The following is a 24,620-nucleotide window of genomic DNA, read 5'->3' as shown; positions in this document are numbered from 1 at the left end:
GCGGCGGGCCCGCGCCCGATCGGGCGCGGCCCCGCCGCTTCGCTTGTCGCGCTTCGAGACGCGTGCTCAGACTTCCAGACTCGAGTTCATCGGTCCCCTCATACCTCGAGACTCGAGCCCATCGATCCCCTCACACTTCGAGACTCGAGCCCATCGGTCCGCTCATACTTCGAGACTCGAGCCCATCGGTCCTCTCATACTTCGAGGACGTGCGGCACGATCATCGGGCGGCGGCGGTAGGTGTCGTTGACCCACTTGCCGACGGTGCGCCGCAGGATCTGCTGGAGCTGGTGCGGGTCGGTGATGCCGTCGACGGCGGCGCGTTCCATGGCGTCGTCGATGAGCGGCAGGACCCCGTCGAAGGCCTTGGGGTCCTCGGAGAACCCGCGTGCCGAGACGGTGGGGCCGCCGACGATCTTGCCGTTCTCGGAGTCGATGACCACCGTGGCCGCGATGAAGCCGCCGTCGCCGAGCATCCGGCGCTCGCTGAGCACGGGCTCGCCGACGTCGCCCACGGAGAGGCCGTCGACGTAGATCAGGTTGTTGGGGACGTGCCCGACGATGCGGGCCACGCCGTCGATGAGGTCGACGACGTCGCCGTTCTCGATGACGATGACCTGGTCGGCCGGGACCCCGGACTCGATGGCGAGGCGCGCGTGCGCCTGGAGGTGCCGGGCTTCGCCGTGGACCGGGATCATGTTGGAGGGCTTGACGACGTTGAGCACGTACAGCAGCTCGCCCGCGGGGGCGTGGCCGGAGACGTGGACCTTCGCGACGTCCTTGTGGATGACGGTGGCGCCGGTGCGCGCGAGGCGGTTGATGACGCCGTAGACGGCGGTCTCGTTGCCGGGCACGAGCGACGAGGCGAGGATGATCGTGTCCTCGGGTTCGACGGCGATGTGCCGGTGGTCGCCGGAGGCCATGCGGCCGAGGGCGCTCATGGGCTCGCCCTGCGATCCGGTGGACATGTAGACGATCTCGTCGGCGCGGAGGCGCACGGCCTCGTCCATGCTGACGAGCAGGCCGTCGGGGACGTGCATGAGGCCGAGGTCGCGGGCGATCGCCATGTTGCGGACCATCGAGCGGCCGACGAAGGCGACCTTGCGGCCGTGCGCGTAGGCGGCGTCCATGACCTGCTGCACGCGGTGCACGTGGCTGGCGAAGGAGGCGACGATGATGCGGCCCTTGACGTCTTCGAAGAGCTTGTCGAGGACGGGCCCGATCTGGCGCTCGGAGGTCACGAAGCCGGGGATCTCGGCGTTCGTGGAGTCCGAGAGGAGCAGGTCGACGCCTTGGTCGCCGAGCCGGGCGAAGCCGGCGAGGTCGGTGATGCGCCCGTCGAGCGGCAGCTGGTCCATCTTGAAGTCGCCGGTGTGGAGCACCAGGCCGGCTTCGGTGCGGATGGCGACGGCGAGCGCGTCGGGGATCGAGTGGTTGACGGCGAGGAATTCGAGGCCGAAGGGCCCGAGTTCCAGCGTCTCGTTCTCGGCGACGACGATCCCGGCGGGCTTGATGCGGCGTTCGCGGAGCTTCGCCTCGACGAGGGCGACCGAGAACTTGGAGCCGACGACGGGGATGTCGTTCTTGTGCTCGAGGAGGTAGGGGATCGCGCCGATGTGGTCCTCGTGGCTGTGCGTGACGACGATGGCCTCGATGTCGTCGAGGCGGTCGAGGATCTGCGTGAAGTCCGGCAGGATCAGGTCGACGCCGGGCTGGTCGACGTCGGGGAAGAGCACCCCGCAGTCGACGATGAGGAGGCGCCCTTCGTATTCGAAGAGGGTCATGTTGCGGCCGATGGCGCCGAGTCCGCCGAGGGGGATGACGCGCAGGGCGCCTTCGGGGAGGGCGCCCGGGGCGCCGAGGTTCGTGGGTCGGGTCAGGCCCATCAGGCCTCCTTCAGGTCGGCGAGGGCGGTGGCGATGTCGGCGGCGAGCGCGTCGTCCGCGGGCAGGAGCGGGAGGCGGGGCTCGCCGGCGGGCAGGCCTTGGCCGGAGAGTCCGGCCTTGACGGCGATGATGCCGGGGCCGCGTCCCATGAGGGCGTTGACGGCGGGCAGGAGCCGGTCGTTGATGGCGGCGGCCTTGGCGGTGTCGCCGTCGTCGTAGGCGTCGAACATGGCGTTGATCTGCTTCCCGACGAGGTGGGCGACGACGGAGACGACGCCGACCTGGCCGGTGGCGTAGGCGGCGAGGTTGAGCTCGTCGACGCCGCAGTAGAAGGTGAGGCCGGTGGCGACGCGGACGCGGTGGGCCTTGGCGAGGTCGCCGGTGGCGTCCTTGACCGCGATGATGCGGGTGTGCTCGGCGAGGCGCGCGAAGGTGGCCTCGTCGATGCCGATGACCGAGCGCGGCGGGATGTCGTAGAGCATGACCGGCAGGTCGGCGGCGTCGGCGATGGCGGTGAAGTGGGCGAGGACGCCGGCCTGGGTGGGCTTGTTGTAGTACGGCGTCACGAGGAGGAGCCCGTGGGCCCCGGTCTTCTCGGCCTCCTGGGCGAGCCGCACCGAGTGGCGGGTGTCGTAGGTGGAGGCGCCGGCGATGACGTGGGCGCGGTCGCCGACGGCTTCGAGGACGGTCTCGAGGACCTGGGTCTTCTCGGCGTCGGTGGTGGTGGGCGATTCGCCGGTGGTGCCGTTGACGACGAGGCCTTCGCAGCCCTGCTCGTCGACGAGGTGGCGGGCGAGGGCGGCGGTGCCGGGGACGTCGAGTTCGCCCGAGGGCGTGAACGGCGTGATCATGGCCGCGAGTGTTCGCCCGAAGGGGCGCGTTGCGTTGCGCATGTTGCTTTCACCAATGCTGGTTCCGGCGGCCGGGGCGCCTGCGCCCGGCCGCTCGCTGCGTTTGTAACTGTCTCAAGTTTTTCCGCCGCACCGCCGCGGATTGGCGCTACGGCCGCGTGTGCGCGGCCGTAGCGGCGCGGTGCGGGGATTGCCCGCGGCTCTAGCCCTCGGTGACGTAGGGGCTGGAGGCGACCTCGGTGCCGTCGTCGAGCTTCGTGATCTGGAAGTCGGCGAAGACGTTGGCGGCCTTCTCTTTGAGCTGCTTGAGGCATGCGATGGCCAGCGCCCGGATCTCGACGTCGGCGTGCTCGGAGGCGCGCATGGCGATGAAGTGCCGCCAGGCGCGGTAGTTGCCGGTCACGACGATGCGGGTCTCGGTGGCGTTGGGGAGTACTGAACGCGCCGCTTGGCGCGCTTGCTTTCGGCGCAGCGTGGGGTTGGCGACGTCGGCGAACTGCTTCTCGAGGCCTTCGAGGAGGTCGTTGTAGGCGCTCTGGGCGGCTTCGGCGGCGGCGAGGAAGCGCTGGTGGAGTTCGGGGTCGTTGGCGATGGCCTCGGGCTCGACCATGGCGGCGTCGCGTTCGGGGACGTACCGCTGAGAGAGCTGGGAGTACGAGAAGTGGCGGTGGCGGATCAGCTCATGGGTGAGGGAGCGTGAGATGCCGCTGAGGTAGAAGCTGACGGTGCCGTGCTCGAGGACGGAGAGGTGGCCGACCTGGAGGATGTGCTCGAGGTATCCGGCGTTGGTCGCGGTCTTGGGGTTGGGCTTCTTCCAGGACTGGTAGCAGGCGCGGCCGGCGAATTCGGCGAGGGCTTGGCCGCCGTCGGCGTCGGTGTCCCAGGGGACGTCGGCCGGGGACTCGAAGTGCGTCCAGGCGATGAGTCGGACGTCCATCGGTACGATTTCGGGCATCCCCGCTCCCCCTCGTTTCGTGTTCGGTGCCTGTTATTGCTGGTTCTCGACTCCCTGAGGGTACTCGGCTGCGGAGTGTGGTCCGGCACGCGCCCGGCGCGGGGCGGTGTCGCGGCGGTGTGCGGGTGGGGATGGTGGTTCGGATCGCACTGTCTGGTTTCAGAACGCCGCTTGACAGACGTCAGAAATGATGTCACCATGGTGTCATGGACTTGACGCCGTATATCGAATCGCTCCGCCGGAGCCTCACCGCTGCCGCCGCGCCCGGCGGCGAGGAAGCCGCGCGGACCGCTGAACTGCTGTCAGAGGCGCTCGACGCGGGGGCTCGCCTGGCGCTCATGGAGGCCCTGTCGGAGGCCGCGGCGGAGATCACCGCCGGGCTCGACCAGGCCGGTTCCTCTGCGTCGGTCGATCTGCGCGTGCGCGGCCGGGAAGTGGACCTGCAGGTGCGCGGCGGCGAGACCGCCGAGGCCGCGCCGCCGCCGGCCCCGCCGGTGGACGACGACGTCGCCCGCATCACGCTGCGTCTTCCCGAGTCGCTGAAGGAGGACGTCGAGAAGGCGGCCTCTTCGGACGGCGCCTCGGTCAACGCCTGGCTGGTGCGCGCGATCAACAACGCCGTGCACGCTTCCCGCACCTCGGGCCAGCCCGCCGGCGCGAAGTACAGCCAGCGCATCACCGGCTACGCCAGGGCTTAGGAGCACCGAGCAATGAACGAGTACACCGAATTCACCCACGACGGGCCGGTCACGGCGGCGATCACCCTCGCCGACGGCTCGGTCACCGTCACCGCCCACGAGCTCAACACGGTGCTCGTGGAGATCAAGCCCGCGCAGCGCCGCTCCGAGGGGGACGCCGACGCCGCCGACCTGGCGCGCGTCGAGTTCGAGAACGGGCACCTGCGGGTCGTGGCTCCCGAGAAGGCGCAGAACTGGTTCTTCCGCAAGGAGATCGGCGTGCACCTCGCGGTGAAGGTGCCGGTCCGCTCGGAGGTCTCGGTGAAGACGACGTCCGCGCCGATCAGCCTGCACGGCAAGCTCGGCGCGGTCTCGATCAACACGGTCGCCGGTTCGGCGACGGTGGAGAACGCGACCACCGTCCGCGCGAACACCGTCTCGGGTTCGATCAGCGTCATCGACGCGATCGAGGACTTCCGCGCCAACACGGCTTCGGGCCAGGTGAAGGCCGACCACGTGGGCGGGGACTTCACCGCGAAGACGGTGGCCGGTTCGATCACGGCCGAGCGGGTCGACTCGAACGCGAACGTGAACACGCTCTCGGGAGGGATCGAGCTGAGCGCGCTCCGCTCCGGTTCCGTGCGGGCGAACACGGTCTCGGGCCGCATCAGCCTCGGCGTCGTGCCGGGCACGGACATCTGGGTCGACCTGGACGCGAAGGCGGGCTCGGTGACCTCCGAGCTGGCCACGGGCGACACCTCGCCGGCGCCGTCGAGCACGGGCACGAGCCTGGAGGTGCGGGCCCGCTCGGTCTCGGGCGACATCTACCTGCACCGCGCGAGCGCTTACGCCTAGAGCCGCAACACCACAACACCCGAGTAGAGGGCCCGGCCGCACGGCCGGGCCCTCGCTCATACGTAGAAGAAGCTGAACGGCTCCCACGGCAGGTTCCGGGCGATGAAGAAGACGCCCCAGACGATGAGGAACCCGGTGAGCGCGTTCGGGGTGAGGTGGAAGGTCGGGAGCCGCCAGGAACGGCGCGGGAGGACGCGCGGCAGGGCCCAGGCGAGGTACATCCAGACGATGAACGGGGCGGCGAAGACGGCCATCAGGTGGTGGCGCGCGGCCTCGGGCAGGTTGAGGGTGACGAGGTAGTAGAACGCGCGGGTGCCGCCGCACCCGGGGCAGTCGAAGCCGGTGGCGACCTTGAACAGGCAGGTGCTCGGGCCGGTGTTGTCGGTCGGGTTCGTGACGACGATCCCGGCCGCGGCGGCCGAGAAGCAGCCGAGGATCGCGAGCGGCGCGAACGCGGGATGCCCGAACACGCTCGCCGCCAAGCGCTGCACCGGATTGCCGCGCTTGCGCTCCGGGGCCCGGCCGGGCTCCGACGCCAGGGTGGCCTCATCGACTGCGCACACATCGCCTCCTCACCGACAGCCTAACGGGAACAGGCGAGCGAGACCGTCCGGCGGGCGCAGGGAGAGCGACCGGGGCTCGTTCTCAGGGCCCCCGAGACGAGGGTGGCACGGGGGTACGACATTCGGCTCGGGCCGGGATCCGGCGGGCACGCGGAGAGGGCCTGAGGCTCGTTTCCAGGGCCCCCGAAAAAAGGGTGACACCGGGGTACGACATTCCACTCGCCCCGAGTCGGTCGAAACCGGCGAAGGGGCGCTTTATCGGGCCTAGGCTCAGGGTCATGCTGGGTCTGCTAACTCGCCGTGTGCTCGTCGCCGCCGCCGCGCTCGGGCTGCTCTTCGCCACTTCCGGGTGTCTCCGGATCGACCTCGGCCTGGAGGTCCGCCCCGACGACACCGTGGGCGGCGAGTTCACCGCCGCCTGGAGCGACGAGTTCATGGCGCACGCAAGCGACCAGGGCCTCGACCAGGCGCAGCTCGAAGCGTTCCTCGACGCGCTGCTCGACGGCGTGCCCGGCACCGAGCGCACCCCCTACGCCGAAGGCGGCTACACCGGCGCCACCGCGACCTTCACCGACCGCCCCCTCAGCGAGTTCGCCGAGTTCGGCGGCGACGACTGGGGCTACCTCCGCATCCAGCACACCGGCCGCGAGTACGACCTCGAGAGCCACTGGGACCTGCGCGCCGCCGGGTTCCTCGACCCGGCCCAGTTCGCCGGCGCCGAGATCCTCCTCAGCGTCGACTTCCCCGCCCGCGTCACCGAGCACAACGGCACCCTTGAAGGCCGCACCGTCACCTGGACCATGACCCCAGGCGAGGAGTACGACCTCAACGCCACCGCCGTCGCGAACAACGGCATCGCCTTCCTCATCGCCGGAGTCGCGTTCGTGCTGGTCGTGTGTGCGCTCCTGTGGCTGTGGCAGTGGCGGCGTTTGCGCCGCTACTCCATCGGCAACCCGTCCGCTTGAGCCGTTAGCTCCAGCACAAACCGTAGCCGTCTCACCTACGGCCCGTATTCTGGTGAGCCTGTCGGCGTAACGGATCTATAACACCAGCGGGGAGGGCCGGTGACTCAATACGAGTCGAAGAGCAAGGGGCACAGGCAAAGCGACCCCAACATGGAGTTGAGCATCGGTCAGGTGCTCGCCGCCGCGGGCGCCACCGTCCTCGGCGCGGTCCTCGCGAAACTCCTCGGCCTCTGGGGCACCCTCGCCGGCACCGCCGTCCTCAGCGTCTGCTCCTCCATCGGCGCGGTCCTCATCCTCCGGGCCATGCGCCGCACCGGCGAGAAGATCAAAGAGCAGATCACCGCGCTCGCCCCCGTCGCCCGAGGCAAGGCCACCGAATCAACCGTGGAACTCAAACCCGAGCGCGCCACGGCCACCGCGAAGATCCCCGGCACCGAACGGCTGCAAGCGCTCCGAGGCGGCGACGAGACCGCCGTCCTCACCGACGCCGCGGCCGTCCGCAGCGCCGACACCTACAGAGAAAGAGACGCCTACAGAGAAGACACCGACGAGATCGTCATCCCCGCCGAACCGGCCCCTGAAGGCCACGTCACGAAATCGCAGTCGAACAAGCGCACCCTCGTGGCCATCCTCATCTCCAGCGTCCTCGTCTTCGGCGTCACCGTCGCCGCGCTCTACCTCCTCGGCGCCCTCACCGGCGACCCCGGCCGGTTCGTCAGCGACGGCACCGAGACCACCGTCATCGAGACGCACGTCGAGAGCAGCGAGCCCGACGACACCCCGTCGACCTCCGTGGCGCCCACCGAATCCGCGTCCCCGAGCGAATCGGCCGCCTCCGAGTCGCCGTCCGCGAGCGCCTCCCCCAGCGAGTCCGCGACCACCGAATCGCCGAGCGCCTCCCCCACCCCCGACGCCGGCACAGGCGGGACCGAGGCGACCCCCAGCCCCACACCGCAGGAGGAGACGGTCACCGAGAGCCCGTCGATCGAGTAGCCGCACATGACGAAAGGGCCCGCCGAAGCAACGGCGGGCCCTTCTTCGCGTATCGACTCAGTCGAGCAGGTCGTCCAAGCCCACGGTCAGGCCCGGGCGCTTCACGACCTCGCGCACCGCCAGCAGCACGCCGGGCATGAACGAGGCCCGGTCGAGCGAGTCGTGGCCGATCGTGAACCGCTCGCCGGGGCCGCCGAAGCGCACCTCCTGGCTCGCCACGTACCCGGCCGAGCGGATCGCGTGGATCCGCACGCCGTCGATCTCCGCGCCGCGCGCGCCCTGCGGGTCCGACTCGGTCGCGTCCGGCATGTCCGGCAGCTCGGCCTCCGCGCGCGCCGCCGCGATCATGCGGGCGGTGTGCACGGCCGTGCCCGAAGGCGCGTCGACCTTGCGCGGGTGGTGCGACTCGATGATCTCCGCGTGGTCGAAGTGCTTGGCGGCCTTCGCCGCGAACTGCATCATCAGCACCGCGCCGATCCCGAAGTTCGGGGCGATCACGGAACCGACCTCGGGGTCGGCCGCCAGGATCTCCCGCGCGGACTCCAGTCGCTTCGCGTCAAAGCCTGACACGCCGACCACGGTGTGGATGCTGTGCTCCACGCACCACGCCAGGTTGCCCATCACGGTGTCCGGCAGCGTGAAGTCCACGACCACGTCGACGCCCGCGAGCTTCTCCAACGGCTCGTCGCGGCCCACGGTCGCCGTCAGCTCCATGTCCTCCGCGGCGTCCACCGCCTCGCACACGGCCGTGCCCATGCGGCCGTGCGCCCCGAGCACACCCACCTTGATCATGCGAAATCCCTCTGGTCGAACGGCCCCACGGCCACGGTCGTCATCGGCTGCGCCAGGATCTCCGCGGCCACGGCCTTGATCTGCTCCACCGTCACCGCCTCGATGTCCGCGATCTCCTGCTCCAGGCTCCAGTGGTCGCCGTACAGCAGCTCCTCGCGGCCCAGCCCGTTCATGCGCGAACCGGAGTCCTCCATCGCGAGCACCATCCCGCCCTTGGCCATGCCCTGGCCGCGCCGCAACTCCGCCTCGGTGACGCCCTCGGCGGCCACCTGCGCGAGCTCGGCGAGCACCAGGTCGCGGACCTGGTGCACCTTGTCGGGGTTGGAACCGGCGTAGACGCCGAACATGCCCGTGTCCGCGAAGTACGTCGAGAACGAGTACACCGTGTACGCCAGGCCGCGCCGCTCGCGCACCGACTGGAACAGCCGCGAGGACATGCCGCCCCCGAGGATGTTGTTCAGCACCTCGAACGCGTCCTTGCGGGGGTCGTGCCGCGAGAACAGCCGGCAGCCCACCACCAGGTGCGCCTGCTCCGTGTCGTGCCGCTCCACCATGAGCGGCACCGGGTCCGGCAGCAGGTCCTCGTCGTGCCGGCGCTGGCGCGGCACGTTCGCGCCGCCCAGGATCGGCGCGAACGCCTCCGACACGAGCTTGACCGTCTCGGCGTGGTCCACGCCCCCGGCGGCGCACACCGTCAGGTTCGGGGCCGTGTAGTGCCGCCGGTAGAAGTCGTAGATCTGGTCGCGGGTGAGCGCCCGGACCGTGTCCGGGTCGCCGGCGATGTCCCGGCCCAGCGCCCCGTCGCCGAACAGCGCCAGGGAGAACAGCTCGTGCACGACGTCGGAGGGCTCGTCGGCGGACGCGGCGATCTCCTCGAGGATCACGTCGCGCTCGACCTCGACGTCCGCGGCGGTCACGAGCGAGTTGCACATGGCGTCGCCGAGCACGTCGACGGCCATCGGCAGGTCGTCGTCGAGCACGCGCGCGTAGAAGCAGGTCAGCTCCCGCGCCGTGTACGCGTTCGACTCGCCGCCGACCGCCTCGACGGCCTCGGCGATCTCGGTGGCGGTGCGCTTCGCGGTCCCCTTGAACAGCAGGTGCTCCAGGAAGTGCGAGACGCCGGCGAGCTCGGGGGACTCGTCGCGGGAGCCGACGCCGACCCACACGCCCACCGAGGCGGAGCGCATGGTCGGGACGGATTCGGTGAGCACACGCAAACCGCCGGGCAGCACGGTCACTCGGACCGTGCCGCCCAGCGGATCGTCAATCAGCGTGTGAGTCTGGGGACGACTCATCTACTCTTCCGAGCCTCCGCCTTCGTCGCTGCGGCGGGTGCGGCGGCGGCGGCGCTCGCCGTCGCCGGAACCGCTGCGCTCGCCGCGGTCGCCGCCGCCGGAACGCTCGCCGCGCTCGCCGCCGGAGCGCTCGCGGTCGCGGCGCGGGCCGCGGTCACCGCGGTCGCCCCGGTCCCCGCGGGACTCCTTGCGCTCGGCCGGACGGCCCTTCTTGTACCCCTCGGGCTCCTGGCCCTCCGGGTACACCTTGTCCAGGTAGATCTTGCCGCGGTTGTCGATGTCGCCGATCTCGACCTCGACCTTGTCGCCGACGCTCAGCACGTCCTCGACCCGCTCGACGCGCTTGCCGTCGCCGACCTTCGAGATGTGCAGGAGGCCGTCGCGGCCCGGCGTCAGCGAGATGAACGCGCCGAAGTCGGTGGTCTTGACGACCGTGCCCAGGAACCGGTCCCCCACGTTCGGGAGGGTCGGGTTCGCGATCGCGTTGATCGTCTCGACCGCGGCCTGAGCGGCCTCGCCGTTCTCCGCCGACACGTAGATCGTGCCGTCGTCCTCGACGGTGATGTCCGCGCCGGTGTCGTCCTGGATCTGGTTGATCGTCTGGCCCTTCGGGCCGATGATCGCGCCGATCTTGTCCACGGGGATCTTCAGGGTCGTGATGCGCGGCGCGGTCGCGGCCAGCTCGCCCGGCTCGCTGATCGCGTCGAGCATGACGTCGAGGATCGCGTGGCGGGCGTCGTTCGCCTGCTGCAGTGCCTGCGCCAGCACGTCCGACGGCAGACCGTCGAGCTTCGTGTCCAGCTGCAGAGCCGTCACGAACTCGGCGGTGCCGGCGACCTTGAAGTCCATGTCGCCGTAAGCGTCCTCGGCGCCGAGGATGTCGGTCAGCGTGACGTACTTGGTCTCGCCGTCGACCTCCTCGGAGATGAGGCCCATCGCGATGCCCGCGACGGGGGCCTTGATCGGCACGCCGGCGTTCATGAGCGACATCGTGGACGCGCAGACCGAGCCCATCGAGGTCGAGCCGTTCGACGCGAGCGCCTCGGAGACCTGGCGGATCGCGTACGGGAACTCCTCGCGGCTCGGCAGCACCGGCACGAGGGCGCGCTCGGCGAGCGCGCCGTGGCCGATCTCGCGGCGCTTGGGCGAGCCCACGCGGCCGGTCTCACCGGTCGAGTACGGCGGGAAGTTGTAGTTGTGCATGTAGCGCTTCTTGCTGACCGGCGACAGCGTGTCGATGGCCTGCTCCATGCGCAGCATGTTCAGCGTGGTGACACCCATGATCTGGGTCTCGCCGCGCTCGAACAGGGCCGAGCCGTGGACGCGGGGAAGGATCCCGGCCTCGGCGGCCAGCGGCCGGATGTACGCCGGGAGGCGGCCGTCGATGCGGACGCCCTCGGTGATGACGCGCTTGCGGACCAGCTTCTTGGTGAGCGAGCGCAGGGAGGCGCCCAGTTCGCCTTCGCGGCCTTCGAAGTCCGCGCCGAGCTTCTCGAGCATGACCGACTTGACGCGGTCGAGCTCGTCCTGGCGGTCGGTCTTGTCGGCGATCTGCAGCGCCTGGTCGAGCTCGGCCGAGACGGCCGCTTCGACGGCGGCGTACGCGTCGTCCTGGTAGTCCAGGAAGCGCGGGTAGTCGGCGACGGGCTTCGCGGCGACCTTGGCCAGTTCGGCCTGGGCGCGAACGAGCTCGGCGATGACCGGCTTGACGGCCTCGAGGCCGCTCGCGACGACCTCTTCGGTCGGCTTGGTGCCGCCGGCCGCGATGAGGCTGATCGTGTTGTCGGTGGCCTCGGCCTCGACCATCATGATCGCGACGTCGCCCGAGTCGAGGACCCGGCCGGTGACGATCATGTCGAAGGTGGCCTTCTCGATCTGCTCCAGGGTCGGGAACGCGACCCAGGTGCCCTCGATGAGGACGATGCGGGTCGAGCCCAGCGGGCCCGAGAAGGGCAGGCCGGCGAGCTGGGTCGACATGGAGGCGCCGTTCATGGCGACCACGTCGTACTCGTCGCGGGCGTCGACCGAGAGGATCGTGCCGATGACCTGGACCTCGTTACGCAGACCCGACACGAAGGACGGGCGCAGGCCGCGGTCGATGAGGCGGCAGGTGAGGATGGCGTTCTCGCTCGGGCGGCCCTCGCGGCGGAAGAACGAGCCCGGGATGCGCCCGGCGGCGTACATCCGCTCCTCGATGTCCACGGTCAGCGGGAAGAAGTCGAAGTGGTCCTTCGGGTTCTTCGAGGCGGCGGTGGTCGCGAGGACGACGGTGTCGTCCATCTGGACGATCGCGGAGCCCTGGGCCAGCTTGGCCAGGCGGCCGGTGCTGAAGACGATCTTGCGGGTGCCGAAGGCGCCGTTGTCGATCACGGCGGTGGCGTGGTGCTCCCCGAGGTTGTAGGCCTCGGGTGTCCGTTCGTTATCGGACATAGAGTGTCGATCTCCTTATGCAGTTCAGTGCACTGCGTAGTTCGGAATGCGGCTCGCCTGCGCGCTTTTCCGGTCTTCGATCGAAGCACTCGGAAGCTCGGTCCCGCGTCGAGCGGGACGTTCCGGATGCCACTACCGAGGACCGGGGCGGTCTCTGGCGTGCCGCGCCGCGCCTCGTGCGGAGGCGCTGCGGTCGAGCGTGGTGCTCATCGCCCACCTTACGTTACCCGGCCGACGCGGCGGCAGTGGCGAAGCGAAAGTGAGCCGTGAAAGGCACCCTGGCGGGGGTATGCGAAAGGGAGCGCCCCTCGCGGGACGCTCCCTTCTTCAAGTCTCGATTAGGCGTTGTCGCGGATGCCGAGGCGCTCGATGAGGCCGCGGTAGCGCGCGATGTCTTCCTTCTTCAGGTACTTGAGGAGGCGGCGGCGCTTGCCGACGAGGAGGAGCAGACCACGACGCGAGTGGTGGTCGTGCTTGTGCTCCTGCACGTGGGCGGTGAGCTCGCGGATGCGGGTCGTCAGGATCGCGACCTGGACGTCGGTGGAACCCGAGTCGCCCTCGCTGGTCGCGTATTCCTTGATGATCGCGGCCTTCTTTTCAGCGTCGAGCGCCATGTTCGAACACCCTTTCATGAGTTACGGCCAACCCGCGGTGTCGAGCAGGCTGGTCAGATACGAGTTCGTAAGTTACGAATTCAGGCTTAAGGCTAACAGGGCGTCAGCGCAGGTCCAACGCCCGGCGGGTGTCTGCGACGTCGGTCTCGATCTGCGCGATGAGCGGTTCGATGCCGGCGAAGGCGACCTGGCCGCGCAGGCGGGCGGTGAAGTCGAGGCGGACCTCGGCGCCGTAGAGGTCGCCGGAGAAGTCGAGGAGGTAGGCCTCGACGGTGCGCTCCGTGCCGTTGAAGGTGGGGTTGGTGCCGACGCTGATCGCCGCGGGGTAGCGGTGCGAGTCGCGGTAGAGCCAGCCGGCGTAGACCCCGTCGGCGGGGATCGCGGTGCCCGCCGCGACGGCGAGGTTCGCAGTCGGGAAGCCGAGGGCGGTGCCGCCGCGGCCGGCGCCGTGGACGATGGTGCCCTCGATGCCGAAGTCGCGGCCGAGGACTTCGGCGGCGGCCGCGACATCGCCTGCGGCGATGAGGCCGCGCACGCGGGTGGACGAGAAGGCCTCATCGTCGGCCGTGAGGGTCTGCGGGAGGACCTCGAAGTCGAACTCCTCGCCGAGCTCGGCGAGCTTCTTGACGTCCCCGGCGGCCTTGTGGCCGAAGCGCCAGTTCTCGCCCACGACGACGGCTTTGGCGTGCAGACCGCCGACGAGGACGTGGCGCACGAAGTAGTCCGGGCTGAGCTGCGAGAGCTCTTTCGTGAAGGGCAGCACGCAGACCGCGTCGACGCCGAGGGCGCCGAGCAGTTCGACGCGCCGCTCGATGCCGGTGAGCTGCGCCGGCATCGCATGCGGTGCGACCACCGCGGTCGGATGGGGATCGAAGGTGACGACGACGCAGCGTGCCTCGCGCTCGGCGGCGGCCTTGACGGCGGTGCGGACGAGGGCCGCGTGGCCCCGGTGCACCCCGTCGAACACGCCGATGGCGACGACGGAGGCGGGCCAGCCCTCGGGGGTCGCGTCTATTCCACGCCAGGTTTCCACGGTCCAGATCTTGCCACTCCCGCAAGGCGGACGGCATCGTGATGGGGCCGCAGTGATGCAAACGCGTTCCGCGCCGCCTACAGCATCAGCGACTCGTCCGCGTTGCCGCCGGAGGCGAAGATGACGAGCAGCAGCACGCCGATGGCGACCACCAGCAGCATGCCGATGAACAGCCAGCCGGTGCTGGCGGGTTCGGCGAGGCGGGGCTGTTCTTCGGCGAGGACCTTCGGTTCCGCGTGGGCGGGTTCCTGCTTGGCCTGATCGGAGAGGGACCTGCGGAATTCCTCGGGCAGTTCTTCTGCGGCGCTCATACTCATGACGACTCCTGACTGCACTGGTCTTCACGGTGGGATCGCGGGTGGGGACCTCCATCAATTGTTGAGAGATCGTCGGCTATCCGACCGTCGTTTCCAGGAATCCGCCTGACAACAGCCGCATTTCACCCTCGTGGAAATTACAAGGCCGTGACCGCCCTACCACGCGAAACGTCCGGTACCCGCCCGAAAGCCCGCCACCGACCCGATCCCGTGCCATGTTCATGTCTCAGAGACCTCGCTGATCGGAGGGGCAGGCATGAACCGGAGATTCCTCGCCATGGCGGCGGCGGGCGCGATGCTCGCGGCCCTCACCCTGACCGCCGCGTCCCCGGCCCAGGCGGCGGCGACCGGCTGCGGCCGCACGGGCAGCTACACCGTGTGCACCACGAATCCCAACGGCGCCAAGGACACCTCGATCGTCGAGGAGATCACGAGGCAGGTCGCGGCGACCGGCAAGGGCGACACGATCCGGCTCGCGGTCTACTACTTCTCGCTCGACAAGCCCATCGCGCCGCTCGCCGACGCGCTCGTCGCGGCCGAGAAGCGCGGCGTCGACGTCAGGGCCGTCTTCGGCACCCGCAACGACCGGCCCTCGCTCAACGACGCGGTGATCGCGAAGCTCGAGAACGCCGGGGCCGCGGTGCACCAGTGCGACGGCGGCTGCCTGCCGAACTCGGAAGGGACGCGCAAGGGCCCCATGCACAACCGGTTCTTCCTCATCGAGAAGGGCGGCGCCCCCACGGTGCTGGTGACGAGCCTCAGCTTCGTCGGCTCGCAGTTGACGCAGGCGCACAACCTGATCGGCGTGCACGGCGACCGCGCCCTCTTCGACTTCTACACCGCCTACTGGAACCGGCTCTACGCGAGGAACTGGAACGGCTGGACCGACGCGGACAAGGGCAAGGGCGGCTCCCTCGCGCGGGCGTGGGCGTTCCCGCGCCGGTCCGACGCGTTCGCGGCCGAGCTCGCGCAGATCACCGGCTGCGGCAAGGGCGACCGGGTCTGGGTGGGCAGCGCGAACTTCCAGTCCAACCGCCCCGAGGTGCGGGCCCAGCTCGACCGGATCCAGGGCCTCGGCTGCCAGGTGCGGGTCGTGGTCCGCTCCGGCCCCACCGCGAGTCCGGGATGGATCGAGGACAAGCTCGGCGCGTCCAATGTGCGGGTGCACGACGCGCACCGCAACAAGTACGTCATCGCCGAGGCGCAGTTCGGGTCCTCGCACCGCGCGGTCGTGTGGACTGGCACGCACAACCTCAACGGCAACGGCCTCAACCACTCCAACGACAACATGATCCGGGTGGTGAACCAGGCGGTCGCGGACCGGTACGCCGCGCACTTCCAGAGCCTCTGGGACGGCGCGAAATGAGCGAAGGGGGGAGGGGCCTCGCGGCCCCTCCCCCCTGTCGCCTTGCGTCGCTTAACCCTTGACGGAACCCGCGAGCAGCCCGCGCACGAAGTAGCGCTGGAGCAGCAGGAACACCACGAGCGGCACGATGATCGCGATGAAGGCCGCGGCCGGGAGCCGCGTCCAGCCGAAGCCCCAGGTGCCGGCCATGTCGCCGAGCACCGCGGTGAGCGGGCGGGTCGCCTCGCCGCCGCCGAAGGTGCGGCCGACGAGGAAGTCGTTCCACACCCACAGGAACTGGAAGATCGCGATCGAGGCGATCGCCGGGGTCACCAGCGGCAGCACCACCTTGCGGAAGATCTGCGAGTGGCTGGCGCCGTCGATCCGGGCGGCCTCCATGACGTCGCCCGGGAGTTCCCGCATGAAGTTGTGCAGCAGGAAGATCGCGAGCGGGAGGCCGAAGATCGAGTGCGCGATCCAGACTTGCACGATCGTGTTCACGCCCTCGAGCTCCCACGACGGCATGATCGTGACGTCGCCGATGTGCAGGCCCTGGCTGAAGAAGGACAGCAGCGGGATGAGCGCCATCTGGAGCGGCACGACCTGGAGCGCGAAGATCGCGATGTACAGGAAGTTCCGGCCCCGGAAGTTGATCCAGGAGAGCGCGTACGCGGCCATCGCGGCGAAGGCCACGGGGACGATCACGCCCGGGATCGTGATGACGACCGTGTTGACGAGGTTGCGGATGAGCCCGCCGCCCTGGGAGTCCGAGTACAGGACGTAGTTGTAGGTGTCCAGGGTGAAGGTCGGATTCGTGAAGACGGTCCACCAGCCGGAGGCGCGGATGTCGTCCTCCGGTCGCAGCGAGGAGATGAACAGCCCCGCCGTGGGGACCGTCCACAGGACCGCGATGAGCAGGGCCACGATGCTCGCGACGCGGCTGGTCAGGACCCGCCGGATCCGGTCGCCGCGGCTCTCGCCGATCGCGCGCTGCTCGGGCGCTTGCGTCTCGGTGCTCATCGGGCCTCCAGTTCCTGCCGGCGCATGTTGCGCACCTGGTAGATGACGACGGGGATGACCAGGAGGAACAGCAGCACGGCCATGGTGGCGCCGCGCCCGTCGTTCCCGAGCCGGAAGGCCTGGTCCCACATGTTGTGGGCCAGCACGTCCGTGCCGTGGTGGCCGCCGGTCATGGCCCGCACGATGTCGAACAGCTTCAGCGTGGCGATGAAGACCGTCACCGCGACGACGATGATGGCCGAGCGGATCGACGGGACCGTGACGTTCCAGAAGATCTGCGCCGGCCGGGCGCCGTCGATGCGGGCGGCCTCGATGATCTCGGTCGGCACGCCCTTGAGCGCCGCGGAGAGCACCACGGTGGCGAAGCCGACTTCGATCCAGACGAGCACGACCATGAGCAGGAAGTTGTTCAGGATCGCGGTGTTGAGCCAGTTGACCGGGTCCGCGCCGAACCAGGTCCGCACCTGGTTGAGCAGGCCGATCTGCTCGCCCGAGGCGGTGTACTGGTAGACGAACTTCCAGATGATGGACGCGCCCACGAACGAGATGCCCATGGGCAGGAACACGAGGGCCTTGTAGGTCCGCTCGCCGCGGCGGCCGTCGATGAGGACGGCGTACACGAGGCCGATGGCGGTGGAGACCAGCGGGACCACGATGATCCACAGGGCGGTGTTGACGATGGTCCGCAGGGCGTCGGGGTTGGTGACGGCCCAGGCGTAGTTGTCGAACCCGACGAACTCGGTCCCGTCGCCGTTGAAGACGGACATGACGACGGTCCGGACTGCCGGATAGACGAGGCCCACCAGCAGGAAGATCACGGCGGGGGCGAGGAATACGGTGGCGACCACGCGGCTGCGGTCGCGGCGGGAGGCGAGTTCGGCGAGGCCGTAGAGGGCGAGCAGGATCGCCGCGAAGGCGACGAGTCCGACGGCCAAGAGTCCGAATCGAGCGGTGAGATCGGATATGTCCACGTTGTGCGACTCCAGTTGTCAGTTGCCGATGGTGCGGCTTGCGAGCCTTGCCGGAAAGGCAATGGACCGAGCGGGGCCGGTGGGCCCCGCTCGGCTTGTTGTCGACTACACGGCTAGCTGCGCCGGCCGGATCCTACGGCCAGGAGGCCTCGATGTCGTCGGCCATCTGCTGGCTGTCCTTGTCGCCGTCGACCCACTGGACGATGCCGGTCCAGAAGGAGGAGGCGCCGACCTCGCCGGGCATGAGGTCCGAGCCGTCGAAGCGGACGGTCACGTCGGGGTCGGTCAGGATCTCGGTGGCGAACTCGTTGATCGGCGTGGTGGCCTTGCTCGGGTCCACGCCCTGGCGGGCGGTGCTCCAGGGGCCGGTCTGCAGACGCGCGCCGTGGTAGAGCTCGGAGGCCAGGAACTGGCGCATGGCCTCAGTGGCCTCGGAGTCGGAGAACGCGGCCACGAACTCGCCGCCGACGAGCATCGTGTTGTCGCCTTCCTTGGCTTCGGGGAAGCGGAACGCGAACACGTCGCCGTCCTCGGCCACATTGGTCTCGGCCGGCCACATCGCGCCGTAGAAGGACGCCTGGCGGTGCATCGCGCACTGGCCGTCCAGGAGCGGGTAGCCGGCCTCCTGGAACGCGGTCGAGCTGATGGTGTCCGTGCCGTTGTAGACGTACGACTCGTTCTTCAGGATCGAGCCGGCCTTGTCGATGGCGGCGACGATCCGCGGGTCGTTGAACGGGATCTCGTGGGTGACCCACTGGTCGTACAGGTCGGTGCCCTCGCGGAGGACGATGTCCTCGATCCAGTCGGTGCCGGGCCAGCCGGTCGCGCCGCCGGACTCGAAGCCGACGCACCACGGCATGACGCCGTCGGCGGCGATCTGGTCGGACAGGGCGATCAGGTCGTCCCAGGTGGTCGGGATCTCGTAGCCGTTGTCGTTGAAGAACGCCGGCGAGTACCAGATGAAGGACTTGGCGTTCGAGGAGTTCGGCGCGGCGTACAGCGTGCCGTCGATCGTGCCGTAGTTGAGCCAGTCCTCGGTCCAGCCCTCGGTCGCGAGCTTGGTGACCTCTTCGGAGGCCGGGACCAGGTCGTCCTTGAAGTTCGCCATGAGGCCCGGCTGCGGGAACAGCGCGATGTCGGGGGCGTTGCCGCCGTCGACGCGCACCTTCATGTCGGATTCGAACTCGCCGGAGCCCTCGTAGTCGACCTTGGCGCCGGTGCAGGACTCGAAGTAGCTCCAGGCCTCCATCATCTCGTCGGCCTCGGTGTCGCGAATGGACCCGAGGATCGAGACGGTCTGGCCCTTGAGATCGCCGTACTGCTCGTAATTGGCGCAGTCCGTGGCGTCGTCCGGGACGGCGCCGCGGTCGCTCTCGCCCTCGTCCGGCGCCCCGCACCCGGTCGCGGCGAGCGCGATGGCACTGGCGGCAGCCGCAAGGCAGGAGATGCGTCGTGTCTTGCTCATCGGGGATATCCCTCTCTTCGCAGGTGTGGTGCCCCCCGGCGAGTCCGACTGCCTCCCTGTCCCCACCTGCAGGGAACCGCTCTCACCGGTTCCGCCCCAGCTCGGGACTGCCTCACCCGCCGTTGGGGCGACGCTGGCAATCGTGCTCTGGGTAACACTCAATGTCAAGTGTGCATTGCCGAATCGTTACCGGGCGCAATTGGATCGATATCTGTCGAGACCCGGTTCATGGGAGCGATACCAATGACGTATCATTCCGGGGCCCGGCAACCGACTGCTGTTACCGAAGTTACAGCCGAATAATTCGCGAAAGGTGCGTATCGATGACGCAGCTGACCTTTCCCCAGGGCTTCCTGTGGGGAACCGCCACGGCCTCCTACCAGATCGAGGGCGCGGCGACCGAGGACGGCCGGGGCCAGTCCATTTGGGACACCTTCTCGGCGACCCCCGGCAAGACCTGGCGCGGCCAGTCCGGCGCCGTGGCCTGCGACCACTACCACCGGGTCGACGAGGACGTCGCCCTCATGAAGTCCCTCGGCGTCGACACCTACCGCTTCTCCATCGCCTGGCCGCGCATCCAGCCCGACGGCACCGGACCGGCCAACCCCAAGGGCCTCGACTTCTACGACCGGCTCGTCGACAAGCTCGTCGAGGCCGGCATCAAGCCGATGCCGACGCTCTACCACTGGGACCTCCCGCAGTCCTTTGAGGACCGCGGCGGCTGGCCCGAGCGCGAGACCGCCGAGCGCTTCGGCGACTACGCCGCGATCGTCGGCGCCCGCCTCGCCGACCGCGTCCACACCTGGTGGACCCTCAACGAGCCGTGGTGCTCGGCGTACCTCGGCTACGGCAACGGCCACCACGCGCCGGGCCGCACCGAGCCCGCCGCCGCGCTCGCGGCCGTGCACCACCTCAACCTCGCGCACGGCCTCGCCGTCCAGGCGCTGCGCGGCGTCGGGGCCGAGCGGGTCTCGATCGTGCTCAACCCGACCCAGGTCCGCGGCGAAGAAGAGGCCGTGAAGACCGTGGACGGGATCGCGAACCGGGTCTTCTTCGACCCGATCCTCCTCGGCGAGTACCCCGCGGACGTCATCGAGCGCACGCAGCACCACACCGACTGGTCCTTCGTGCAGGAGGGCGACCTCGCCCGGATCAACCAGCCGATCGACGTGCTGGGCGTCAACTACTACAGCCCGACCTGGGTGCGCGCCAAGGAAGGCGTGCCGGAGAGCGACGTCGGCCCGGGCACGATCGGCGTCGAGACCTACACGCCCGAGGGCCTGGACTTCACCGACATGGGCTGGGCCGTCGACGCCACGGGCCTCACGGACCTGCTGGTGCGCATCCACAAGGACTACGGCATCGCCACGATGATCACCGAGAACGGCGCGGCCTACCCGACCGGGCCGAGCGCGGACGGCGAGGTCCACGACGCCGAGCGCGTCGCGTACCTGCGCTCGCACATCGCGGCCGTCCACGACGCGATCGAGGCCGGCGCGGACGTGCGCGGCTACACCGCCTGGTCGCTCATGGACAACTTCGAGTGGGCCTTCGGCTACGACAAGCGCTTCGGCATCGTCCACGTCGACTACGCCACCCAGAAGCGCACCCCGAAGGACAGCGCGAAGTTCTACTCCGGGGTCATCGCCGCGAACGGCCTCACGCGCTTAGCGCATTGCCTCCCGGAGCCCGCGGACCGCGCGCTCCGGGTCGGCGGCGCGCATGACCGCGCCCATGACGGCGGCCCCCGCCGCCCCCGCCTCCCTGGCGGCGCGGGCCCTGTCGGGCCCGGTCACGCCGCCGAGCGCGTACACCGGGACCGGGCTCGCCGCGCAGCACTTCTCGAGCGCGGCGAGCCCGATCGCCGGTCCGTAGCCGGGTTTGGACTCGGTGGTCCAGATCGGCGAGTAGGTGCAGTAGTCGAGCCCCGGGTCGATCGGCTCTCCCGCGTGGACGGAGCGGCCGACGAGCGCCGGGCGCGGCTGCGGTATCGGGAATTCCCGCGAAAGATGCGCCGCCGCAACGGGTCCAGCCGGATCGGCGACGATGAGCGCCCCTCCGGCGGCGTCCAGGATCGGCCGCAGTTCCTCGGCGAGGGCCTGCCGCTCCTCCCAACGCAGGTGCTTGTCGCGCAGGACGAGCGCGAAAGGCCCGCCGCGCAGCGCGAGCGCGACCTGCTCGGGGAGGGGCCGCGGGCAGCCGTGGAGGTCGGAGACGACGAGGAGGCGGTGGCGCACGTCCCGATGCTACGCGGGAGTGGCGTGAGTGCCGCGTGTCCGCTCGCGTCCGACTCGCTACGGCTCCACCGGTTTAACACTTGTGTATCGGTCGAAGGCGCGAGCTTGCGTAATTCGGGACACAGGTGCGAAACTTCAGGGGATGAACATCGGCGATCAAATCAACGTGCTGCGCACCGAAGGGGAGCGGATCGCTGTCGCTGGTGGAGAGCTCGCGCTGAACGCGAGCGTGCCCACCTGCCCGGGCTGGAACGTCAAGGACCTCTTGACCCACATCGGGACCGTCCATCGATGGGCGGCGGCGATCGTGGGCGAAGCGTTGCCTTACGATCCACGGAAACAGGAGTTCCAGCACATCGTGGGGCCCCTGCCCCACGACGACCTGCTGGTCGACTGGGTCCGCGAAGGGCTCCTGCGCCTCGCGGCCGCATTGGAGGCCGCCCCGAGCGGGCTCCAGTGCTGGCAGATGTTCCCCTCCGAGTCGTCGCGCCGCTTCTGGGTCAGAAGGCAGGCCCACGAGACCACCATCCACCGCGTCGACGCCGAACAGGCGCGCGGCGACGAGATATCACCGGTCGGCCCCGAGTTCGCGGCCGACGGCATCGACGAGCTGCTGCTGGGCTTCCACGGCAGGCCGTCGAGCCGGGTGCGGGCGCTGCGGCCGTCCGTGCTCCACATCCACGCCTCCGATCTGCCGCCGGGGCGCGGCGACTGGTACATCCACCCCACCGACACGGGCCCGCTCGTGACGTTCAGCGAGGTCGAGACCCCGCACTGCGTCATCGAGGGCCCGGTGGAGCTGCTGTACCTGGCGCTGTGGAACCGGCTGCCGTTCGACGATCTGCTGGTCCGCGGGGACCCGGCACTGCTCCACTTGTGGCGCAATTACTCCGCGGTCCGCTGGGTCGATCCAGTGGACGTGTGAAGGCACCGGCGTCCGACGGCCTGACCCTGGGCGACTGGAGCGCTACAGTCCGGAGCCGCAGGTGGCGAACCGCGCACGGTCCGATATGTCCGGACAATGCGAACGTACGGGTCGCGAGGGGCGCCAAGGGGAGCAGACGGCGGCCGGGCGCGCTGCTGCGCGCCCCGGGGGGCCGGGGATCGTAAGCTCACGTTCGTGAACCAGGACTCGCCGAAGCACGACGTTCCCATGCACAGCCACTCCATCCCGAACGACGCCGTCCCGCGGGCCGCGCTGTGGATCCTGGTCCCGGCCGCGGCCGCCACAATCCTCGGCCTGATCCTGCTGTGGCCCAGCGGGGTCGAGGACGCCAACGCGGTCGAGGCCTACGGGACCGAGATCGACGGGCACGTCATCTCCGTGCACGAGACCGAATGCGACGAGGCCGACGCCGAACTCAACGAGCAGTTGCAGGTCACCGTCTGCGGCGACGTGGTCGTGCGGCTGCTGAGCGGCGAGCACGAAGGCGAAGAGGCCATCGTCGACATCCCCAGCGGCCCCGGCGCGCCAGTGGTGGAGGCCGGCGACGACGTCATCCTCATCTACACGCCCGACTCGGTCTCGGGCCAGCAGTACCACATCATCGACCACGACCGCTCCAACGCGCTGTGGGCGCTCGTGATCGCCTTCGCGCTCGCCGTGATCGCGTTCGGGCGCTGGAAGGGCCTGCGGTCCCTCGTCAGCCTCGCCATCACCTTCGCGGTCGTGCTCCTGTTCATGGTCCCCGCGATCCTCGACGGGTCCTCGCCGATCCTCGTCGCCGTCGTCGGCTCGGCCGCGATCATGCTCGTCTCGCTCTACCTCGGGCACGGCTGGAACCGCACGACCACCGTCGCCGTCGTCGGGACCCTCGCGTCCCTCATCGTCACCGTGCTCCTCGCCGAGGCCGCCGTGAACCTCGCCAAGCTCAACGGAGTCCTCGACGAGAGCACCACGAACCTCGCCCTGCAGTACCCGATCGACATGTCCGGCCTCCTCCTGGCCGGGATCCTCATCGGCGCGCTCGGCGTCATCGACGACGTCACCGTGTCCCAGGCCGCCACCGTCGACGAGGTCGCCAAGGCCAACCCGAAGTGGAGCCCCGCGCGGCTGTTCAAATCCGGGATGCGGGTCGGGCGCGACCACCTGACCTCGGTCGTCAACACGCTCGTCCTCGCCTACGCGGGCGCCTCGCTGCCGCTGCTGGTGCTCATCGCCGCCGCCGACCGCCCCCTCGAGCAGGTGCTCACGAGCCAGATCATCGCCACCGAGATCGTGCGGTCCGTCGCCGGCACCCTCGGCCTCATCGCGGCCGTGCCGATCACCACCTGGCTCGCCTCCTACCTCGCGCGCTGGCACCCGAAGCCGAAGGAGCCCAAGGCCCCCAAGGAGAAACCCAAGCCCAAGCCGAAGCCGGAGGCCGCGGACTGGAACGAGGACGAGGACGAGTCGCCGTACCCGCCCTCGCACCTGCGCTGAACTAGAACTGCTCCGCGGCGGTCATGAGCTTCCGCGCGGCCTGGTGCAGCGCCTGCAGCACCGTCATCACCGCCGGGCGGCCCGTCGAGGCCGTCCGGTGGACCACGTAGACGTCCCGGCCCGGCAGGTCCTCCACGACCTTCCGCACCGCCACGTCCTTGCGCTCGGCCGCGGCCATCCACGGCGCCACCGTCACCCCCAGGCCCTTCGCGACGAGCGTGAGGATCGTGTCCAGCCCCTCGAACTCCGAGACCGGCGCGCTGATCCCCTCGGCCCGCCACAGCCGCGCCAGCGCCATCCGCGACGGCTCGCCCTCCGGGGAGGCGATCCACGACTCCCCCGCGAGCTCGTGCGCGGACAGGACCTCCTTGAGCGCCAGCGGATGCTTGATCGGCAGCACCGCGACGAGCGGGTCGTTCACGAGGTGGTGGAAGGTGAGCGGGCCGGTGGTGGCGGGCCGGCGCTGGCCGGACCAGTCGTCGATGAGCGCCAGGTCGATCTCGCCCGAGCGGACGCGCGCGAGGGATTCGGAGACGGTGTGCTGCTGCAGCAGGACCATCTGGAGTTCGGGGTAGCGGCGCAGGCGGCGCACGATCGGGCCGGCGAGGGCCACGGCGACGGTGGGAAACGCGGTGACGGTGACGCGTCCTCGCGGTTCGGCGGACTCGGCGGCGAGGTCGGTCTCGGCGGCGTCGATGGCCTCGAGGATGTGGGCGGTGTGGGCCACGAGGCGGCGGCCGGCGTCGGTGAGCTGCGCGGAGCGGGCGGTGCGTTCGAGGAGCGACACGCCGGTCTCCTTTTCCAAGGCGGCCAACTGCTGTGAGACGGCGGAGGCGGTCTGGCCGGTCGCCAGGGCAGTGGCGGCTATCGATCCCTGGGCCGCGAATTCGTAGAGAAGTCGCAGGCGGCGCACATCGAGCATAAGGAAATCTTA

General features: G+C 69.7%; 22 protein-coding genes and 1 pseudogene. 8 read left to right on the top strand and 15 right to left on the bottom strand.

Annotated elements, in window-relative coordinates:
• Positions 1-194 precede the first annotated feature (194 nt).
• The 3 genes from O2L01_RS20120 to thyX form a co-directional block, all read right to left on the bottom strand.
• Positions 195-1,886, bottom strand: coding sequence for a ribonuclease J (locus tag O2L01_RS20120; RefSeq protein WP_270123824.1), 1,692 nt, complete (start codon positions 1,884-1,886; stop codon positions 195-197).
• Entirely contained in the window at positions 1,886-2,779 is an 894-nt protein-coding gene (gene dapA / locus O2L01_RS20115) for a 4-hydroxy-tetrahydrodipicolinate synthase (protein WP_270123823.1), read from the bottom strand. The genes O2L01_RS20120 and dapA overlap by 1 nt, the downstream gene beginning before the upstream one ends.
• Before the next feature lie 160 nt (positions 2,780-2,939).
• Entirely contained in the window at positions 2,940-3,692 is a 753-nt protein-coding gene (gene thyX / locus O2L01_RS20110) for an FAD-dependent thymidylate synthase (RefSeq protein ID WP_270123822.1), read from the bottom strand.
• A 206-nt stretch (positions 3,693-3,898) separates the two neighbouring features.
• Here thyX and O2L01_RS20105 point away from each other — a divergent pair, with 206 nt between their 5' ends.
• The gene (locus O2L01_RS20105) at positions 3,899-4,390 is read left to right on the top strand and encodes a hypothetical protein (RefSeq protein WP_270123821.1); all 492 of its coding nucleotides are present in this window, start codon (positions 3,899-3,901) and stop codon (positions 4,388-4,390) included.
• 12 nt (positions 4,391-4,402) lie between these two features.
• On the top strand, positions 4,403-5,224 hold the full coding sequence (locus O2L01_RS20100) for a DUF4097 family beta strand repeat-containing protein (protein ID WP_270123820.1): 822 nt from the start codon (positions 4,403-4,405) through the stop codon (positions 5,222-5,224).
• A 56-nt stretch (positions 5,225-5,280) separates the two neighbouring features.
• On the opposite strand, the gene O2L01_RS20095 is transcribed toward O2L01_RS20100, so the two are convergent.
• Complete coding sequence (locus tag O2L01_RS20095; protein ID WP_270123819.1) at positions 5,281-5,787, bottom strand: DUF2752 domain-containing protein; 507 nt, start codon at positions 5,785-5,787, stop codon at positions 5,281-5,283.
• A 278-nt stretch (positions 5,788-6,065) separates the two neighbouring features.
• Here O2L01_RS20095 and O2L01_RS20090 point away from each other — a divergent pair, with 278 nt between their 5' ends.
• Together O2L01_RS20090 and O2L01_RS20085 are read left to right on the top strand one after the other, a co-directional pair.
• Positions 6,066-6,752: an LppM family (lipo)protein gene (locus tag O2L01_RS20090; protein WP_270123818.1), complete on the top strand. Its 687-nt coding sequence runs from the start codon at positions 6,066-6,068 to the stop codon at positions 6,750-6,752.
• Positions 6,753-6,902: 150 nt separating this feature from the next.
• The gene (locus O2L01_RS20085; RefSeq protein WP_270123817.1) at positions 6,903-7,745 is read left to right on the top strand and encodes a hypothetical protein; all 843 of its coding nucleotides are present in this window, start codon (positions 6,903-6,905) and stop codon (positions 7,743-7,745) included.
• Between the two features lie 57 nt (positions 7,746-7,802).
• Here the strand turns inward: O2L01_RS20085 and dapB are convergent, their stop codons facing one another.
• From dapB to O2L01_RS20055, 6 genes are all read right to left on the bottom strand, one after another.
• Positions 7,803-8,537: a 4-hydroxy-tetrahydrodipicolinate reductase gene (dapB, locus tag O2L01_RS20080; RefSeq protein ID WP_270123816.1), complete on the bottom strand. Its 735-nt coding sequence runs from the start codon at positions 8,535-8,537 to the stop codon at positions 7,803-7,805.
• Positions 8,534-9,832: a M16 family metallopeptidase gene (locus O2L01_RS20075; RefSeq protein WP_270123815.1), complete on the bottom strand. Its 1,299-nt coding sequence runs from the start codon at positions 9,830-9,832 to the stop codon at positions 8,534-8,536. Before O2L01_RS20075 ends, dapB begins: the two co-directional genes overlap by 4 nt.
• Entirely contained in the window at positions 9,833-12,262 is a 2,430-nt protein-coding gene (locus O2L01_RS20070; protein ID WP_270123814.1) for a polyribonucleotide nucleotidyltransferase, read from the bottom strand. It lies immediately after the preceding gene.
• A 338-nt stretch (positions 12,263-12,600) separates the two neighbouring features.
• A complete protein-coding gene (rpsO, locus tag O2L01_RS20065) occupies positions 12,601-12,876 on the bottom strand; it encodes a 30S ribosomal protein S15 (protein WP_205326163.1) in 276 nt (91 codons plus the stop codon).
• 103 nt (positions 12,877-12,979) lie between these two features.
• Positions 12,980-13,909 carry a bifunctional riboflavin kinase/FAD synthetase gene (locus O2L01_RS20060; protein ID WP_270123813.1) on the bottom strand — a complete coding sequence of 310 codons (930 nt, stop codon included), beginning with the start codon at positions 13,907-13,909 and terminating at the stop codon, positions 12,980-12,982.
• Positions 13,910-13,986: 77 nt separating this feature from the next.
• Positions 13,987-14,220 carry a hypothetical protein gene (locus O2L01_RS20055; RefSeq protein WP_270123812.1) on the bottom strand — a complete coding sequence of 78 codons (234 nt, stop codon included), beginning with the start codon at positions 14,218-14,220 and terminating at the stop codon, positions 13,987-13,989.
• 262 nt (positions 14,221-14,482) lie between these two features.
• Between O2L01_RS20055 and O2L01_RS20050 the strand changes: the two genes are divergently transcribed.
• Positions 14,483-15,592, top strand: a complete 1,110-nt coding sequence (locus tag O2L01_RS20050; RefSeq protein WP_270123811.1) for a phospholipase D-like domain-containing protein — start codon at positions 14,483-14,485, stop codon at positions 15,590-15,592.
• Between the two features lie 51 nt (positions 15,593-15,643).
• On the opposite strand, the gene O2L01_RS20045 is transcribed toward O2L01_RS20050, so the two are convergent.
• The 3 genes from O2L01_RS20045 to O2L01_RS20035 form a co-directional block, all read right to left on the bottom strand.
• On the bottom strand, positions 15,644-16,591 hold the full coding sequence (locus O2L01_RS20045) for a carbohydrate ABC transporter permease (RefSeq protein WP_270123810.1): 948 nt from the start codon (positions 16,589-16,591) through the stop codon (positions 15,644-15,646).
• Positions 16,588-17,562, bottom strand: coding sequence for a carbohydrate ABC transporter permease (locus O2L01_RS20040; RefSeq protein ID WP_270123809.1), 975 nt, complete (start codon positions 17,560-17,562; stop codon positions 16,588-16,590). Before O2L01_RS20040 ends, O2L01_RS20045 begins: the two co-directional genes overlap by 4 nt.
• 133 nt (positions 17,563-17,695) lie before the next feature.
• Positions 17,696-19,027: an ABC transporter substrate-binding protein gene (locus O2L01_RS20035; protein ID WP_270123808.1), complete on the bottom strand. Its 1,332-nt coding sequence runs from the start codon at positions 19,025-19,027 to the stop codon at positions 17,696-17,698.
• Between the two features lie 161 nt (positions 19,028-19,188).
• Here O2L01_RS20035 and O2L01_RS20030 point away from each other — a divergent pair.
• A pseudogene (locus tag O2L01_RS20030) lies at positions 19,189-20,625 on the top strand (GH1 family beta-glucosidase); the annotation flags it as partial.
• A 69-nt stretch (positions 20,626-20,694) separates the two neighbouring features.
• Here O2L01_RS20030 and O2L01_RS20025 read toward each other — a convergent pair.
• A complete protein-coding gene (locus O2L01_RS20025; protein ID WP_270123807.1) occupies positions 20,695-21,264 on the bottom strand; it encodes a thiamine phosphate synthase in 570 nt (189 codons plus the stop codon).
• Positions 21,265-21,406: 142 nt separating this feature from the next.
• Between O2L01_RS20025 and O2L01_RS20020 the strand changes: the two genes are divergently transcribed.
• Both O2L01_RS20020 and O2L01_RS20015 read left to right on the top strand, forming a co-directional pair.
• Entirely contained in the window at positions 21,407-22,189 is a 783-nt protein-coding gene (locus O2L01_RS20020; protein WP_270123806.1) for a maleylpyruvate isomerase family mycothiol-dependent enzyme, read from the top strand.
• 195 nt (positions 22,190-22,384) lie between these two features.
• Positions 22,385-23,686: a YibE/F family protein gene (locus tag O2L01_RS20015; protein WP_270123805.1), complete on the top strand. Its 1,302-nt coding sequence runs from the start codon at positions 22,385-22,387 to the stop codon at positions 23,684-23,686.
• A 1-nt stretch (position 23,687) separates the two neighbouring features.
• Here O2L01_RS20015 and O2L01_RS20010 read toward each other — a convergent pair whose 3' ends face one another.
• Entirely contained in the window at positions 23,688-24,608 is a 921-nt protein-coding gene (locus tag O2L01_RS20010) for a LysR family transcriptional regulator (RefSeq protein WP_270123804.1), read from the bottom strand.
• Between the last annotated feature and the right edge of the window lie 12 nt (positions 24,609-24,620).

Source organism: Glycomyces lechevalierae, assembly GCF_027622945.1.
In the GTDB taxonomy this organism is placed as follows: Bacteria; Actinomycetota; Actinomycetes; order Mycobacteriales; family Micromonosporaceae; genus Glycomyces; species Glycomyces rutgersensis.
This window is presented reverse-complemented; position numbering and strand designations above follow the sequence as displayed.